The following is a 15,485-nucleotide window of genomic DNA, read 5'->3' as shown; positions in this document are numbered from 1 at the left end:
GGGCGCCGACTATCCACACCACGGCCATTCCCGCCCCGCCGTTGGCCGCCGCCTCGGCCGCGTCCACGCTGGAGCCCTGAGCCGCAGCCTCGGCCGCGTCCGCGCCGGAGCCTTGGGCGGGCCCCTCGGCCGCGTCCGCGCCGGTGCCCTGGGCCGCCGTCTCGGCAGCGTCCGCGGTGGAGCCCTGGGCGGGTGCCCCGGGGGAGGCCGCGCCGGAGCCCGGGGACGGGGCTTCGGAGGAGGTCCCGTCGGCGCCCGGCGACCCAGCCTCAGATCCGGCCTCGGACACAGTCTCGGACGGGGCCCCCGAGGAGGTCCCGCTGGAGCCCTGGAATGGGGTGGCGGTGGCGGTGAGGTGGAAGGTGATGCGGCCGGTGACCGGGTGGCCGTCGGCGGACAGGACGCGGTAGCCCACCACGTACGAGCCCCCGGCCGGCAACGGCCTGACCTCGACCGACACCCGCTCAGCGGCCACCACGGCGGCCCCGTCGGCCCACGCGGACCCCTCGGCCCCCGTCACGCGCACCTGCGCGTACCCCTGACGGACCACCTGGTCGAACACCAGCGTCACCCGCCCGGGCGCGGCCGACAGCGTGGCCCCGTCCTTCGGATCGCTCCCGACCAGCACGTTGTGCGCGAGGGCAGGGGAAGAGAAGATCCCGGCGCAGGCGCACGTGAGCAGCAGGACCGTGAGTAGCCGCCTCACAGAGAACAAACCTTCCATCGAACACGTTCTTGACCCGTATATGGTCCCAGACATGACTGACCTGTTCGGCGGCGCGGCGCCGTACTACGCCAAATACCGGGCCGGCCACGGAGAGCCGGCGATCGAACGCCTGGCCATGACGTTCGGCCAGGACAGCACCGTGCTGGACCTGGGCTGCGGCCCTGGCACCGTGGCGATCCCGCTGGCGCGGCGCGTCCGGGAGGTCCTGGCGGTGGATCCGGACGAGGAGATGCTGGCCGAGGGCCGGCGCCTGGCGGCGGGGGTCGCGAACATCCGCTGGCTGCCGGGTGACTCCACGAGGCTGCGCGAGCTGCCGGCGTTCGATCACATCGTCATGGGGAGATCGTTCCACTGGATGGACCGCCGCGCGGTGCTGGCCGAGCTGGACGAGCTGCTCCCTGCGGACGGTGTGGTGGCGCTCGTCGGCCCGGGCCGCGACCCCGGAGAGGAACCCGGGGAGGAGGCGATGCGGCCCGTGCGCGACGAGTTCGAGGTGAACACGTTCACGGCCGCCAACTCCTACCAGGCCACCGGGGAGCACCCCCACGACGTGCTGGCCGGCTCGCCCTTCGCCGATCTGGAGTCGACGACGTACGAGCGGCGCCTGACCTACGACCTGGACGCCGTGCTCGGCCTGCAGCTCTCCTACTCCTACACCTCGCCCGCCAGGCTCGGCGACCGGCTGGAGGCGTTCACGGAGGCGGCGCGGAAGGCGCTGCTCGCGAGCAACCCCTCGGGCAGGTGGGAGCAGGTGACGTCGACCGAGGTCCTGGTGGCCAGGCGGAAGGTCACGCCCGGATCCGCATGAGCCGCCGCGAGCGCCTCACAACTTCTCGGCGTCCAGGCCGAGCTCGCTCGCGGCGGCCGCGCGGATGAGCGCGTTGACCCGGCGCCTGGACAGCACCTTGGGGTGCACGTGCATCTGGATCGCGAGCCCGTCGATGAGGGCGAAGATCCGCCACGCCGCCGCGTCGGGATCGTGGCACTCGAACTCGCCGGACGCCACGCCCGACTCGATGATCGCGCGCATCAGCAGGCGGCCGCGGGCGTCGATGCGCCGCGAGATCTGCTCCAGCTCCGAGCTGCGCATCGCCTCTCCCCACGCGTCGATCCACAGCCGCCAGCCTTCGGTGGGGGTGGCCGGGGAGCAGAGCCTGAGCAGCGTGCGCAGCCGTTCGAGCGGGGCGCCCGTGGACTGCTCGACGTCGATGAGCGCGTTGAGATGGAGGCGGGCCGCGTAGCCGAAGGCCTGGGCGAACAGCCGTTCCTTGCTCTCGAAGTGATAGAAGAGCAGCGCCTGGCTGACGCCGGCCGCCCTGGCGATGTCGAGGGTCCGCGCGTTCCCGAATCCCAGTTCCGCGATCACCTCGCAGGCCGTCTTCAGTAAATCCTCACGCCGTAATCGGCTGAATCCTGTTGTCACAGTAAGTAGCTCTTAATTCTGATCAAAGGGGGACGCCGCGCACGATGTCTCCCCACTCTGTTCACGGACAGTCGGGTTGATCATGGTAACGACATGTCTCGATGGTGTTGACGGGCAGGGTCAGAAAAGTGTCATTACCCGCTCGCGGGCGCGGTCAGTCCTGTACCGGCATCCGCAGGACGAAACGGGCTCCCTTGTCGGAGTCCTCGATCGTGAGGGTGCCGTGGTGGATCCGGGCGATCTCGCGGGCGATGGGCAGGCCGAGCCCGGTCCCGCCGGCGTCGCGGCGGCGTGCGGCGTCCAGGCGGGTGAAGCGGTCGAACACGGACTCGCGATGCTCCGGCGCGATGCCGGCCCCGTCGTCCAGCACCTCGAGCACGGCCTCGCCGTCCCCGCGCACGGTCACGGTGATCCTGCTCTCGGCGTGCCGCTCGGCGTTGTCCAGCAGGTTCGTCAGCAGACGGGCGAGCATGAGCGGGTGGCCCTTGACGAACACGCGGGGCTGCGACATGGTGACGGTCTTCTTCGAGCGTGGCCTCGACGTCTCGCAGGCGACCAGCTCGCCCAGGTCCACTGGTACGGGCGGGGTGGGGGCGCCGGCGTCGAGCCTGGCCAGGGTCAGCAGGTCGGTGACGATGTTCTGCAGCCGGTCGAGGCTGGTGAGCAACTTGTCGCCGGTCTGGCACCAGTCCACCTCGCCGGGGGCCAGCAGGGCCGCCTCCAGCTCGGCCCGCATGGCGGTGAGCGGGCTGCGCAGGTCGTGCGAGGCGTCGGAGGCGAACCTGCGCTGTTGCTCCAGCGCGGCACCCAGCCGTTCGAGCGTCTGGTTCGCGGTCTGCGCCAGCGCCTTGATCTCGTCGGCGTTCTCGGGAACGGGCACCCGCCGGCGCGGGTCGCCGGCGGTGATCTCGGCCAGCTCGGCGGTGATCCGGTCGACGGGCGCGAGCGTCCTGGCCACTACCCGCGACACCACGAACGAGGTCAGCGCGGCCAGCGCCACGGAGGCACCTGTCAGAATGGCGAGCGCCTCTGGGCGGACGTACCAGGGCGGCAGGTCCTCGAAGATGTAGACGTACCAGTTGCCCTCCGGCTGGTACACACGCAGGGCGACTGCGATCTGACAGTCACCCCCGAACTGCGGCAGGTCGCACACGATGTCGGTGCGGTGGACGTCTTGCGAACCGGGCACCGTGGTGCTCAGGCGGGGCGAGCCCGCCAGGCTCGGCGTCGATGACCGCACGCTGCCGGTCGCGTCGACGACCTGGATGCCGCGCACCTCGGTGGCGAGCGTCATGGGCAGCTCGCGCTCCCTGATCAGATGGACCATGCGCAGGGCGGAGTTCAGCATCTCCTCCGTGCGGAGGCCGACCACGGCGTCGCGCAGCACCCCCAGCAGCAGCGTGCTGATCACCAGGCAGAGCAGAGCCATGGCGACGCCGGCGAACAGCGTCAGCCGCGCGCGCATGGAACTGCCCAACCGTGTGATCACGCACATCCCCCTAGTAGTCAGACGATCACACTAAGTGGTTGGGCTTCGAATTAACGGAGATTCCACGACAAATCCGGTTAAAAGGAGCTCTAGAGCGATGCTCTATGCGACCTGCGGCGGCCTGACTAGAGTAAGTGAGCACTGATGGCGAGGAGGCGACGTGAATCTTGCTGACTATCGGCGTGCCGCCAGGGCCTGGCTCAGGGCGAACGCGCAGTCGGACGACCACCCCGAGGCCGACGCGATCACCCGCGCCAAGGACTTCATGGCTCGTCTCCACGACGCCGGCTACTCGGGCATCACGTGGCCGGAGCGGTGGGGCGGTCAGGGGCTGACGCAGGCGGAGGAGCGCGCGTTCGCCGAAGAGGCCCGCCACTACACCCTCCCCACGTACGTCTTCTCGATCGGCCTCGGCATGACCGGCCCGACACTGGTGGACCGGGGCACCGACGCGCAGCGCGAGCGGTTCGTCCGCCCGCTGCTGCGCGGCGAGGAGATCTGGTGCCAGCTGTTCTCCGAGCCCGGCGCGGGCAGCGACGTGGCCGCCCTGCAGACCAGGGCAGAACGCGACGGCGACCACTGGATCGTCAACGGCCAGAAGGTGTGGACCTCGGTCGCCCAGCACGCCGACTGGGGGCTGCTGCTGGCCCGCACCGACGTGGAGGTGCCCAAGCACAAGGGCCTGACCATGTTCGTGGTGGACATGCACCACCCGGGGGTCACCGTACGCCCGCTCAAGGACATGACCGGCAGGTCCGGCTTCAACGAGGTCTTCTTCGACAACGTGACGATCCCCGACGAGCACCGCGTCGGCGACGCCGGCGACGGCTGGGGCGTGGCCGTCACGACGCTGCTGCACGAGCGGCTGTCGATCTCGGCGGGCGTCGGCATGAGCGGGCAGAAGGACAACCCGGCCTCGGTCGAAGCGCTGCGCGAGGTCGTCGACACCGGCGATCCGCTGGTCCGCGACGAGCTCGTCGAGCTGCACATCCGCACCCGCGCCCTGGCGCTGTTCAACCAGCGCCTCGCCCAGGAGACCAGGGCCGGGATCTTCCCAGGCGCCCGCGGCAGCGCGGCCAAGCTGCTGCTGGCCGAGCTGACGATGTTCCAGGCGGACGTGGCGACCAGGCTGGCCGGCCAGGAGGCCGCGCTGGCCGATCACCCGCTCGCGCACGCGATCTCGCAGGCCCCGGGGATGTCGCTGGGCGGCGGCACCAACGAGATCATGCGCAACATCGTCGGCGACCGCGTCCTCGGGCTGCCGCCGGAGCCGCGGGTGGACAAGAACGTGCCGTTCAAGGACCTGAAGGTGGGGACGCAGGCATGAAGCTCGTACTCAGCCCCGAGCAGCGGCACCTTCGCGAGGCCGTACGCGCCTTCCTGGCCTCCGCCTCGCCGCTCCCCAAGGTCCGCGACGGCTACGACCCGCAGGTGTACGCCCGGCTGAACGGCGAGCTCGGCCTGTCCGGACTGATCATCCCCGAGGAGCACTCCGGCGCGGGCGCGGGCATGTCCGACCTGGCCGTCGCGCTGGAGGAGACGGGCGCGGCCCTGCTGCCGGGTCCGTTCCTGGCCACCACGTTCGCCGCCATCGCGCTCACCAGGGTCCCCGACAAGGAGTTGCTGACCGGCATCGCGGAAGGCCGGATCGCGGCCACGCTCGACGGGACCGAGGTGTCCTACGACGGCTCGGCGGTGCGCGGCACGCTGGCCCAGGTGCTCAGCGGCATGGAGACCGACGTGCTGGTGGCGCCCGCGCTGACCGGCGACGGCCCCGTCATGGTGGCCGTCGAGCTGGCCGGGCCCGGCGTGACCAGGACCGTGCTGGAGACGCTCGACATCACGCGCGGCCAGGCGCGGGTGGTGCTGGACGGCGCGCCCGCCCGGGTGCTGGGGCCGCGGCCGGAGGGCGGGATCCTGGACCGGCTCTGCGTGGCGGTGGCGGCCGAGCAGCTCGGCGTGATGCGGGCGTCCCTGGAGGCCATCGTCGGCTACGCCAAGATACGCGTCGCCTTCGGGCGATATATCGGCTCTTATCAGGGGGTCAAGCACAAGCTCGCCGACATGCACTGCAAGCTCGAACAGGCCGAGTCCATCGTCAGATACGCCGCCTGGGCCGCCGACGAGTCGCCCGCCGAGCTGCCCGAGGCCGCCGCGCTCGCCCAGGCGTACGTCGGCCGCGCCTGCTTCGAGGTGGCCCGCGACCACCTGCTGCTGCACGGCGGCATCGGCTACACCTGGGAGCACGACGCGCATCTGTTCTACAAAAGGGCCAAGGCGGACGAAGTGCTGCTCGGGCCGCCGCGGAACCACCGTGCCCGTCTCGCACAACTGCTGGAGCTGTGATGGACGTCAGCGGGTTGCCCGGTTTCTACGCCATCGCCGCCGCCGACCCCGGTCGCCTCGCGCTGATCGACGCCGACGGCTCACACACGTCCTACGGCGACCTGCTCGCCCGGGTCAACCAGGTGTCCCACGGGCTCAGAGCCCGCGGGCTCGGCACCGGTGACGTGGTCGCAGGCGTGCTGCCGAACGGGATCGACGCCGTCGTCATGCTCATGGCGACCGGCCAGATCGGGCTCTACCACGTGCCGGTCAACTGGCATCTGACCGCGTCCGAGGTGGCGTACATCCTGGACGACTGCGACGCCAAGGTCGTCGTCACCGGGCCGGGCCGGGCCGTGCCGGGGGCGGAGATCGGGACGGAGGGGCTGGCCGAAGGACAGCCCGTGGACGCGCCCGGCGAGCGTACGTCCGGGGCGGTCATGTGGTACACCTCCGGGACCACCGGCTTCCCCAAGGGCGTGCAGCGGCCGCTTCCCGGCGCGGAGCCGGAGGCGATCGTGCCGCTCTACGCGTGGTTCCTCGGCGAGGTCGTGGACCTGCGGCCGGGCGCCGAGGTCCATCTGGTGACCTCGCCGATGTACCACTCCTCGCCGTGCGCGCACACGCAGTTCGCCCTGCACCTAGGGCACACGCTGGTGCTCACGCCCAAATTCGAGCCGGAGAACATCCTGGAGCTCATCGAGCGGCACCGGGTGTCCAACGCGATGATGGTGCCGACCATGTTCCACCGGATGCTGAGGCTGCCCGAGGACGTCCGCGCCAAGTACGACGTGTCCAGCCTGCGCCAGGTCATCCACACCGCCGCCGCCTGCCCGGTCGCCGTCAAGCGGCAGATCATGGACTGGTGGGGGCCGGTGCTCTACGAGTACTACGGCTCCACCGAGTCGGCGATCGCCTTCGCCGTCAAACCGCACGAATGGCTGGCCAAGCCGGGCACCGTGGGCCGGCCGGCGCCCACGTTCGAGGCCAAGATCGTCGATGAGGCCGGCATGGAGCTGCCGCCCGGCGAGCCCGGCATGATCTACGTCAAGTCGAGCACGAACTCGTTCGAGTACCGCAAGGACCCGGCGAAGACGGCCGCCAGCATGCTGGGGGAGTGGTACTCGCCGGGCGACATCGGGTTCCTGGACGCGGACGGCTACCTGTTCCTGTGCGACCGGCGTACCGACCTGATCGTCTCGGGCGGGGTGAACATCTACCCCGCCGAGATCGAGGCCGCGCTGCTGGAGCACCCGGCGGTGGCGGACGTGGCCGTCATCGGGGTGCCCGACGAGGAGTGGGGCCACAACGTGGTCGCCCTCGTGCAGCCCGCCGAGGGGGTCGTGCCGGGGCCCGAGCTCACGGCCGAGTTGCTGGAGCACTGCGGGCCGCGCATCGCCAGGTTCAAGCAGCCGAAGGTGGTCGAATACCGCTCCTGGCTGCCGCGCACGCCCACGGGCAAGCTGTCGCGCTCGAAGGTGCGCGCGGACTACCTGGGGCCGAACACCAGCTCCTCGCTGTAGCTCTCCCCGTCGCCCAGGTAGAAGCGGGTGGACAGGGTGCGGTCGGCGGTGTCGAACACGGTGCTCCACAGCGTGCGGAACGGCACCGCCGGATCCTCGGACTGCTGGACCGCGCGCAGGCTGTCGCGCAGGTCCCGCGGTGACAGGGCGCCGCCCTTGCTGCGCTCGTACAGTGTGCGCAGGCGGCCGTAGCTGCCGAGGCTCGCCGCGGTGTCGGCGGGCAGGCTCAGCGGGTCGGGGTTGCGGTGCAGCAGGTGGTTGGTGACGCAGAGCGGCCCGTCGCCGAACTCGACGATGTGCTCGCTGCCGTCCCTGCCCCGCTCCCACACGAACGCCTGCCCGTGCGCGTCGGCCACCAGGTAGTGCAGGGGCGTGCCGTGGTCGTACTGCTTGGCCTGCAGCAGCGCCTGCTTGGCCTGGTCGGCGGTCTCGCAGGTGTCGACGAGGAACCGGGGCAACTGCACGCTGCCGAGTCCGACCTGCGGCGAGACGTACTCCGGCGGCGCGGCGTTCTCGAAGTCGGCGATCAGCAGCATCACCGCGAGGCCGGCGGAGTTGATGCCGTCCATGCAGCCGTCCAGGTCGGACATGGTGATGACGGTCGAGGCGAGCCCGTCGTCGGGCACCGTCGTGATCACGTACGGGCGCGAGGCCATGGGCAGCTCGTCCGGCCCGGGCGTGCCGCCCATGATCTCGCTGGTCGTGAGCGGGAAGAAGTCGTAGTTGCGGCCCACCCGGCCGTGGCCGTCCGTGGCCGCGGACGGCGGCACCCACAGCGCCGAGCAGCCGGAGCCCTCGGGGATGTAGTTCAGACCGTCGAGGGCGAGCTCGTCCTGGCCGGGGTCGAGGCCGAGGGCCGCCGCCGCGCCGTCCATGCGGTCGTGGTGCTGCGGCCAGTGCCGCTCGAACCAGGCCCTGCGGGCCTGGTTCACGATCGGGTCGGCCGGCGTGGGGGACCAGCCGAGCCTGCGGGCCTCCTCGGTGAGCGCACTGCCGATCTCGAACTGGCTACCGGTCAACGTGAGGTGGTGTACGAGCTGGAACGCGTCCTTGCCGCCGGCGACCTGCGTCATGTTCTTCATACCGCCGATCCTGCGGGCCCCCGCTGACCGCGGCCTTACCGGTCGCTGACCGCCCGCGTACCACGCAGCGCGCCGCTCACCCTGGCGAACCGATCCAGCAGTTCCCCGGGCGCGAACGGGATCCGCGGCGTCCGCACCGGCAGCCGCTGCCCCGGCCGGAGCAGGACCTCCGAGTGCGACCGGGTCACCCTTCCCTCCAGGAACATCGTGACGGTCAGCCCGCTTTCCACCCGCACGTGGTGGTAGGTCGTGGCCGCCTGCGAGTACGCCGCCCCCGGCCCGGCCTCCAGCGTCGCCGCGGGAGCGATCGGCACCGTGCCCCCAGGCTCCAGCGCCCAGCCCCGGCCCGGCAGGCCGCCCCGAGCGCCCAGGCGGTCACCTCGGGCCTGCCGATGCCCCGCTGGCTGCGTGTGGCCCACCCGCCGCTCGGGCACTGCAGGGCCAGCAGGGTGCGGACCAGCATGCCGCGGTCGAGTGAGGCGTGGCGCAGGTCCATCGCCAGCACCAGGCGTAGACCGTACGACGTGCCGGTGGCGCTGGGCGGCATGGAGTCGCCGAGGAACTGGCACCACCCGCGCAACTCCGGCCGGCCGGGCAGGTGCCCGCTGGTCTCGACCAGCAGCCTCCTGGCCCCGGCGGACAGCGCGAACGCGGCCGGCCCCGGCACGGAAGCTGCTCGACCGGCACGGGGAGCCCCGCGGCCGGCGCCGCCGGCTCGGCCAGCAGCGCGGCCACCGCCGGCAGCCGGCGCAGCGAGGCCAGCCCGAGCCACACGACGCCCGAGGCGAGCAGCGCAAGCAGGTAGCGCAGCACGTCGAGAGTGAACCAGGACTCGGGGAGGTGGTCGATGAGGACGCCGTAGACGGTGAAGGCGGTGACCGGGGGCGCGGCGAGGAAGAACGTCCTGAGTACGCGGCCGCGCGCGATCCCGTCCTCCGGCAGGCTGTGCTCGATCACGGACCACTCCGCGCTGCGACGTCGATTGACCTCAACGGTAAACCAGCGCGTCGCTCGATACGACCCCATCGAATTTCCTGGCGAGATTTGTCGCGGCCAAATATCGCGGTTAAATTTGGGGGTATTTATCGGAAAAGGGCGATCCGGGTGTCAGCGGATCGCCCGCATTTCCCGTCAGGAGCCGCCGAACAGGTTCTGGGCCTGCTGGATGACGGTCAGCACGGTCAGCGTGCCGAAGAACGCCACCGACCAGACCAGCGACCCGAGCCGGTAGGAGCGGACCTTGATGGCGTCGGGCAGTGCCCGCCGGTTCAGGATGATGAGCAGGATCGAGTACACGAACATCATCACGGCCGCGAAGCTCGCCGAGAACACCAGCAGGATGAGCGGCTGGTCGAAGCCCACCAGCAGGATCGTGATGCCGACCAGCGCCAGGGCCCAGACGACGAGGAAGTAGACCCGGTTCACCGACACCGCCCGGTCACGCAGGTAGACCGTCTTGATCGTGTCGGAGGCCAGGCGGGAGGTGTAGTCGACGATGCCCATGGCGGAGGCGAACAGGGCCAGCGCCCCGATCACCCAGAACAGCACGCCGAACCACGGGGCCACGACGTCCTGCAGCACCTGGCCCTCGACCCGCAGGAACTCGATGCTGTTGGCCAGCCCCGACCGCCCGAAAACGGTGGAGTACGCCAGCATCGACATGAGCGCGATGGTCACGAACGACACGACCGCGAACGTCGAGGCCTGCTCGACGTTCGCGAAGCGCCACCACTGCCGCCACCGCGCGAGGTTCTCCTTGGTCGGCGCGAACTGGAACCCGGTCGAGGCCGCCGCCTCCTCGTGCCCGGTCACGGGGCTGACCAGGCGTGGCACGTAGAGACCCATGCCGAAGCCCTTGTCGCGGATCCAGTTGCTCTGGCAGAGGTTCTGGCCGCCGCCCGCGCCGGCGTACGCGATGGCGCCCATCAGCACCGCGAACTCCAGGTCGGGCACCGGGAACCTGGCCTCGACGGTCAGACCCCGGCCCAGCTCGGCCCAGCTCTCGGCGTTGATCGCGAACAACAGCGCGACCACGATCAGCGTCGCCACCAGGGCGATCTTCACGAAGATCACGCGTTCGAGCGCCGTGTAGATCACCGGCGCCAGCGTGAGGCCCAGCGCGATCACGACGAGCATCCCGATCGCGATCCACCGCACGCTCCCGGCGCCGGATCCCGTCAGGTAGGTCACCATGGTGGCGGACGTGGTCACCCAGCCAGGCCACAGGTTCGAGCAGAGCGTCATCAGGACGAAGACCAGGCCCCAGTGCCGCCACATCCGGCTGAACCCGGTCAGCGCGGTCTCGCCGGTGGCCAGCGTGTAGCGCTCGATCTCCATGTTCAGGAACCACTGGGTGATGATCCCGATCGCGGCTCCCCAGACGAACACCAGCCCGACCTGGGAGGCGATGTACGGCCAGAGGATGAATTCGCCGGACGCTAGTCCCACTCCCGCGCCCACCAGGCCGGGGCCGATGATGCGCCACCTGGAGCTGGGGGGTTCGGGCAGGTCGCGGACGGTGACGGACGGTAGGACTCGCGCAGGAACGGTGGGGGTGAACTCCGCCATGCGGATCTCCTTGTTCGGCTTCCTAGCCGTCACATTACAGAGACCTGAAACAGCGGTGGAATAGCCAGTTAACCAGCACCGCGTGGTGGCGTCCCTCGGCGCACCCTTACCGTCAAGGGTAGCTCTATGTAGCCATACAATGACGGATTGCTTACCTGCCCACCGGTGGTCACCGAGCGATTACTCGCTGTAGTCATGTGGAAGTGCGCCACCCACCCCGGGATGGCCGTTGACCAGGAAGGTTCTCCATGACATTCGCGCTGACCGCCGCTCGCAGGGTGGCTGCCCTCGGACTGTGCGTGGCCGCGACGCTGGCCGCGCCGTTCGCCGCGCTTCCCGCCAGCGCCGCCGCCGGGGCGGACCTGTACATCACCGTCACGCCCTCCAACTCGGGCGCGTACTCGATGCACCTCACCTGCGACCCGGACGGCGGCCTCCACCCCCGGCCGGCGCGCGCGTGCGACGTGCTGCGCGACGTCGACGGCTGGATCGAGCGGGTCAACGTCAACCCGGGGCCGTGCCCGATGATCTACCTGCCGGTCGAGGTCAAGATCAATGGCGAATGGTACGGCCGGCCGACGACGTACCAGCGGGAGTTCCCCAACAAGTGCGTCATGGACAGGAGGCTCGGCCCGATCGTGTAGCGCGCGTCCGGCCGCCCTCCGCCGCTCGCCGGCGGAGGGCGGCGCCGTGTCAGCGGACCGCTTCGATCAGGGCGCGGAGCAGAGCAGTCAGCGGACCGCTTCGATCAGGGCGCGGAGCAGAGCAGTCAGCGGACCGCTTCGATCAGGGCGCGGAGCAGTGCGGTGCGCCGGGGCATCTCGGCGACGACGACGTGCTCGTGGTCGGCGTGCGCCCCGCCGCCGACGGCCCCGAGCCCGTCGAGGGTCGGGCATCCGGCTCCCGCCGTGAAGTTGCCGTCCGAGGCCCCGCCCACCGACGCCGAGGAGAGCGGCCCCAGCCCCAGGCCCGCCGCCAGCTCCTGGGCCAGCGAGAAGAGCGCGGCCGACATCGTGCCCTCCAGCGGCGGGCGGTTGGGGCCGCCGAGCACCTCCAGGCGGGTGCCTGGCACGACCGGCCGCAGGGCCAGCATCGCCTCGTCCACCCTGGCCTGCTCCGCCACCTCGGCCACGCGTACGTCCACCCCGGCCGAGGCGGCGGCGGGAACGGTGTTGAGCGTGGTGCCCCCCGACAGGACGGTCGGCGTGACCGTCGTCGCGCCGCGGCCCATGGCGGCGACGGCCAGGATCTGGTGTGCCAGCTCGATCCCGGCGTTGGCCCCCTTCTCCGGCTCGAGCCCCGCGTGGGCGGCCTTGCCGTGGACGTTCACGGTGTAGAGGGACGTGCCCTTGCGTGAGGTCTTCAGCGCCCCGCCGTCCGCGCTGGCCTCCATGACGAAGGCGGCGGCAAGTCCGCGCGCGGTCTCCTCGATCAGCCTCGCCGAGGTGGGGGAGCCGACCTCCTCGTCACCCGTGATCAGCAGGGTGACGCCGTCGGGCGAGCCGAGCCCCGCCAGCGCGTGGAACGTCTGCACCAGCCCCGCCTTCATGTCGAACACCCCGGGCCCACGCGCCACCCCGTCGGCCACCGACCACGGATGCGTGGCGAGACTGCCGATCGGCCAGACGGTGTCGTGGTGACCGAGGAGGAGCACCCTGGGCGTCCCGAACGTCCACCGCAGGTGGGTCACGCCGTCGATCTCCAGGAACTCGGGCTGGACGCCCAGATGCCGGGCCCCCATCGCGGCGACGACCTTGGCGCTGCGCGCCACGGCCTCGTGGTCGCTGGAGAACGACTCGCACAGAACCAGCTCTTCCAGGTCCCCGATCATGCCAGCCGCTCCCCGAGGAACCGGTGGACGTTGCCCCCGATGATCTTCATGACGTCCTTCTCCTGCAGGCCCCTGGCCAGCAGGCCCTCGGTGACCATGGGCAGGCCCGCCGGCCCCTCCAGGCCGGGCACCGCGCGCTTGGGGTCCACGCCCCTGGCGTTGACGTCCTCGCAGCACGGTGGCGTCAGGTCCAGCATGACCTCGCGGATGAAGTCGGGGCCGAGGCCGACGTGGTCGATCCCGGCCACGGCCACGATGTGCTCGATGTGGTCGAGCAGGCGGTCGAGCGTCATGTCCTCCGTACGCTCGGCGAGGAAGGGGGCGAAGAAGTTGACGCAGATCACGCCGCCCTTGGCGGCCACCGCGCGCAACTGGTCGTCGGTGAGGTTGCGGTGGTGGTCGCGCAGCGCGCGGGCGGCGGAATGGGTCGCCATGACCGGCTTGGTCGCCAGTTCGAGTGCGTGGGCGACACCGGAGGCGCCCAGGTGGGAGATGTCGAAGACGATGCCGAGCCGCTCCATCTCGCGCAGCGCGGCCACGCCGTGGGAGGTCAGGCCGCTGCCCGTGGCGTCCTCGCCGCTGCCGTCGGCCAGCGCGGTGCGGCCGAAGTGCGCGATGGACGCCACTCGCACGCCCAGCCGGTGGACGGTCGAGATCAGCTCCACGCTCGTGTCGAGGCCGGGCATGCTCTCCAGCGCGATCACCAGCGCGATCCTGCCCTCGCCGAGCGTCCGGTCGATGTCGGCCGCGTCGAGGCAGATCCCGACGTGCTCGGCGTTGCCCTCGGCGAGGACGTGGGCGCACTCGATCATGCGCAACGTCTGCCGCAACGCGCCCTCCGGCCGATGCTGGTCATCGATGAAGACCGGCAGCACCTGCAGGTTCACACCGCCCGCGATGAGCTGCGGCAACCATCTCTCACGGAAGAACGAGGCCCACTGCCCCGGCGGCCGGGCGGAGACGGCCATGAGCAGATCGTTGTGCGTGTCGGCCACGACGGCGCGCTGTTGCAGGGGAATCGTCATGCGTTGGACGTTATCGCGCGACCCCGACCGGCTCCAACGCCTCCCCGGCGCTGACCGGGCGATACGCACGGAACGGGGGCCTGGCCGTCAGCCGGCGGTAGAGCGTCGTCGGGCCAGGCCAGTTGTTCGTGACGCGCCCCTCCGCCGTTTTGTACCAGCTCTGGCAGTCGCCGCCCCACACCATCCGCGCCATCGCCGCGTCGAGCCGCCGCCGCCACGCCGCCATCGCCTCGGGCCGCACCTCGATGGGCCCGCTCCCGGAGAGGTACGCCAGGCAGGACATGACATGAGCCACCTGGCACTCGATCATGAAGACGATGGAGTTGTGCCCGAGGTTGGTGTTGGGGCCGTAGAGCAGGAACATGTTCGGGAAGTTCGGCACGGAGATCCCCAGATAGGCCTCCGCCCCGTCCGCCCACTGCTCCTCCAGCGAACGCCCGCCGCGCCCCCTGACCTCCATCGGCGCGAGGAACTCGGTGCTCTTGAACCCGGTCGCGCAGACGATCGTGTCCACCGCGTACGGCCCCTCGGTCGTCTCGACGCCCTTCGCCGTGATCCGGACGATCCCGTCGGTGACCACCTCGACGTCGTCCCTGGTCAGCGCCGGATAGAAGGAGCTGTCGATGACGATCCGCTTGCAGCCGGGCGGGTAGCCGGGCGTGAGCTTGGCGCGCAGCTCCGGATCCGGCACCTGGGAGTGCAGGTGCTCCAGCGCCCGCTTCCTCAGCGGCTCCGCGCTCCAGCCCTGGGCGAGCGCGGGGTGGAGGGTGCCTTCCGCGTACCGGTAGATCCACTCGCGGTAGACGCGCTGGAGGCCGGGGACGAAGCGGAACGCGAGCCTGGCCAGCGGGCCGAACTCGGCGTCCGGCTTGGGGATCACCCAGTTGGGCGTGCGCTGGAAGACGTACAGGTGCTCGGCCTGCTCCGCGACGCGCGGGATGAGCTGTGCGGCCGAGGAGCCGCTCCCGATCACCGCGACGCGGCGGCCCGTGAGGTCGTGGTCGTGGTCCCACCTGGCGGAGTGGAAGGAGACGCCCTCGAAGTCCGCCATGCCGGGGATGTCGGGCAGGCGTGGCCGGTTGAGCTGGCCGACCCCCATGACGACCACGTCGTACGTCTCCGTCCGCTCTTCGTCTCCGGCGTACGAGGTGACCTGCCAGGCCCCGTCGTCGAAGACGGCCCGCCGGACTTCCGTACGGAAACGGATTTTTTCCCTGACGCGGTATTTATCGGCGCAATGTTCGAGATAGCTGAGAATTTCTGGCTGTTCCGGAAAGCGGCGGGTCCAGCTCGTGTACTTCTCGAATGAGTAGGAGTACAAGTGCGAGGGAATGTCGCAGCCCGCTCCGGGGTAGCTGTTGTCGCGCCAGGTGCCGCCGAGGCCGTCCGCCTTCTCGTACACGGTGTAGGAGTGGATGCCGGCGCGTTCGAGCCGGATCGCCATGCACAGTCCGCCGAACCCCGCTCCGATGATCGCGACGCTTGGTGACAT

At 70.6% G+C, this 15,485-nt stretch carries 15 protein-coding genes; 5 read left to right on the top strand and 10 right to left on the bottom strand.

What is annotated here, in order from left to right:
- On the bottom strand, positions 1-706 hold a 706-nt coding region (locus tag ITP53_RS26145; RefSeq protein ID WP_195898088.1), incomplete at its 3' end, for a copper resistance CopC family protein.
- Positions 707-758: 52 nt separating this feature from the next.
- On the opposite strand from ITP53_RS26145, the gene ITP53_RS26140 reads away from it, so the two are divergent.
- On the top strand, positions 759-1,535 hold the full coding sequence (locus ITP53_RS26140) for a class I SAM-dependent methyltransferase (RefSeq protein WP_195898087.1): 777 nt from the start codon (positions 759-761) through the stop codon (positions 1,533-1,535).
- Positions 1,536-1,550: 15 nt separating this feature from the next.
- Here the strand turns inward: ITP53_RS26140 and ITP53_RS26135 are convergent, their stop codons facing one another.
- Both ITP53_RS26135 and ITP53_RS26130 read right to left on the bottom strand, forming a co-directional pair.
- Positions 1,551-2,150: a TetR/AcrR family transcriptional regulator gene (locus tag ITP53_RS26135; RefSeq protein WP_195898086.1), complete on the bottom strand. Its 600-nt coding sequence runs from the start codon at positions 2,148-2,150 to the stop codon at positions 1,551-1,553.
- Between the two features lie 154 nt (positions 2,151-2,304).
- On the bottom strand, positions 2,305-3,639 hold the full coding sequence (locus ITP53_RS26130; protein ID WP_195898085.1) for a sensor histidine kinase: 1,335 nt from the start codon (positions 3,637-3,639) through the stop codon (positions 2,305-2,307).
- 160 nt (positions 3,640-3,799) lie between these two features.
- Between ITP53_RS26130 and ITP53_RS26125 the strand changes: the two genes are divergently transcribed.
- The 3 genes from ITP53_RS26125 to ITP53_RS26115 are packed head-to-tail and all read left to right on the top strand — an operon-like array spanning position 3,800 to position 7,487.
- The gene (locus ITP53_RS26125) at positions 3,800-4,966 is read left to right on the top strand and encodes an acyl-CoA dehydrogenase family protein (protein WP_195898084.1); all 1,167 of its coding nucleotides are present in this window, start codon (positions 3,800-3,802) and stop codon (positions 4,964-4,966) included.
- Positions 4,963-5,985: an acyl-CoA dehydrogenase family protein gene (locus ITP53_RS26120; RefSeq protein ID WP_195898083.1), complete on the top strand. Its 1,023-nt coding sequence runs from the start codon at positions 4,963-4,965 to the stop codon at positions 5,983-5,985. The genes ITP53_RS26125 and ITP53_RS26120 overlap by 4 nt, the downstream gene beginning before the upstream one ends.
- Positions 5,985-7,487, top strand: a complete 1,503-nt coding sequence (locus tag ITP53_RS26115) for an AMP-binding protein (RefSeq protein ID WP_195898082.1) — start codon at positions 5,985-5,987, stop codon at positions 7,485-7,487. Before ITP53_RS26120 ends, ITP53_RS26115 begins: the two co-directional genes overlap by 1 nt.
- On the opposite strand, the gene ITP53_RS26110 is transcribed toward ITP53_RS26115, so the two are convergent.
- From ITP53_RS26110 to ITP53_RS26095, 4 genes are all read right to left on the bottom strand, one after another.
- A complete protein-coding gene (locus ITP53_RS26110; RefSeq protein WP_207756433.1) occupies positions 7,454-8,569 on the bottom strand; it encodes a C45 family autoproteolytic acyltransferase/hydolase in 1,116 nt (371 codons plus the stop codon). The genes ITP53_RS26115 and ITP53_RS26110 overlap by 34 nt on opposite strands.
- Before the next feature lie 35 nt (positions 8,570-8,604).
- Entirely contained in the window at positions 8,605-8,883 is a 279-nt protein-coding gene (locus ITP53_RS26105) for a hypothetical protein (RefSeq protein ID WP_195898081.1), read from the bottom strand.
- A gap of 61 nt (positions 8,884-8,944) precedes the next feature.
- On the bottom strand, positions 8,945-9,526 hold the full coding sequence (locus ITP53_RS26100) for a hypothetical protein (RefSeq protein ID WP_195898080.1): 582 nt from the start codon (positions 9,524-9,526) through the stop codon (positions 8,945-8,947).
- 174 nt (positions 9,527-9,700) lie between these two features.
- Complete coding sequence (locus tag ITP53_RS26095; RefSeq protein ID WP_195898079.1) at positions 9,701-11,137, bottom strand: Nramp family divalent metal transporter; 1,437 nt, start codon at positions 11,135-11,137, stop codon at positions 9,701-9,703.
- A 248-nt stretch (positions 11,138-11,385) separates the two neighbouring features.
- Between ITP53_RS26095 and ITP53_RS26090 the strand changes: the two genes are divergently transcribed.
- Positions 11,386-11,781: an SSI family serine proteinase inhibitor gene (locus ITP53_RS26090; RefSeq protein WP_195898078.1), complete on the top strand. Its 396-nt coding sequence runs from the start codon at positions 11,386-11,388 to the stop codon at positions 11,779-11,781.
- A gap of 125 nt (positions 11,782-11,906) precedes the next feature.
- Here the strand turns inward: ITP53_RS26090 and ITP53_RS26085 are convergent, their stop codons facing one another.
- From ITP53_RS26085 to ITP53_RS26075, 3 genes are read right to left on the bottom strand one after another with little or no spacing between them, the layout of a single operon-like run.
- Complete coding sequence (locus ITP53_RS26085) at positions 11,907-12,968, bottom strand: M20 family metallopeptidase (protein ID WP_195898077.1); 1,062 nt, start codon at positions 12,966-12,968, stop codon at positions 11,907-11,909.
- On the bottom strand, positions 12,965-13,993 hold the full coding sequence (locus ITP53_RS26080; protein WP_195898076.1) for a dipeptidase: 1,029 nt from the start codon (positions 13,991-13,993) through the stop codon (positions 12,965-12,967). Before ITP53_RS26080 ends, ITP53_RS26085 begins: the two co-directional genes overlap by 4 nt.
- Before the next feature lie 10 nt (positions 13,994-14,003).
- The gene (locus ITP53_RS26075) at positions 14,004-15,485 is read right to left on the bottom strand and encodes a flavin-containing monooxygenase (protein ID WP_195898075.1); all 1,482 of its coding nucleotides are present in this window, start codon (positions 15,483-15,485) and stop codon (positions 14,004-14,006) included.

The organism is Nonomuraea cypriaca (genome assembly GCF_015645445.1).
GTDB classification, from domain to species: domain Bacteria; phylum Actinomycetota; class Actinomycetes; order Streptosporangiales; family Streptosporangiaceae; genus Nonomuraea; species Nonomuraea cypriaca.
Note: the sequence above shows the minus strand (reverse complement) of the source record. Positions and strands in the feature narration are given on the sequence as shown.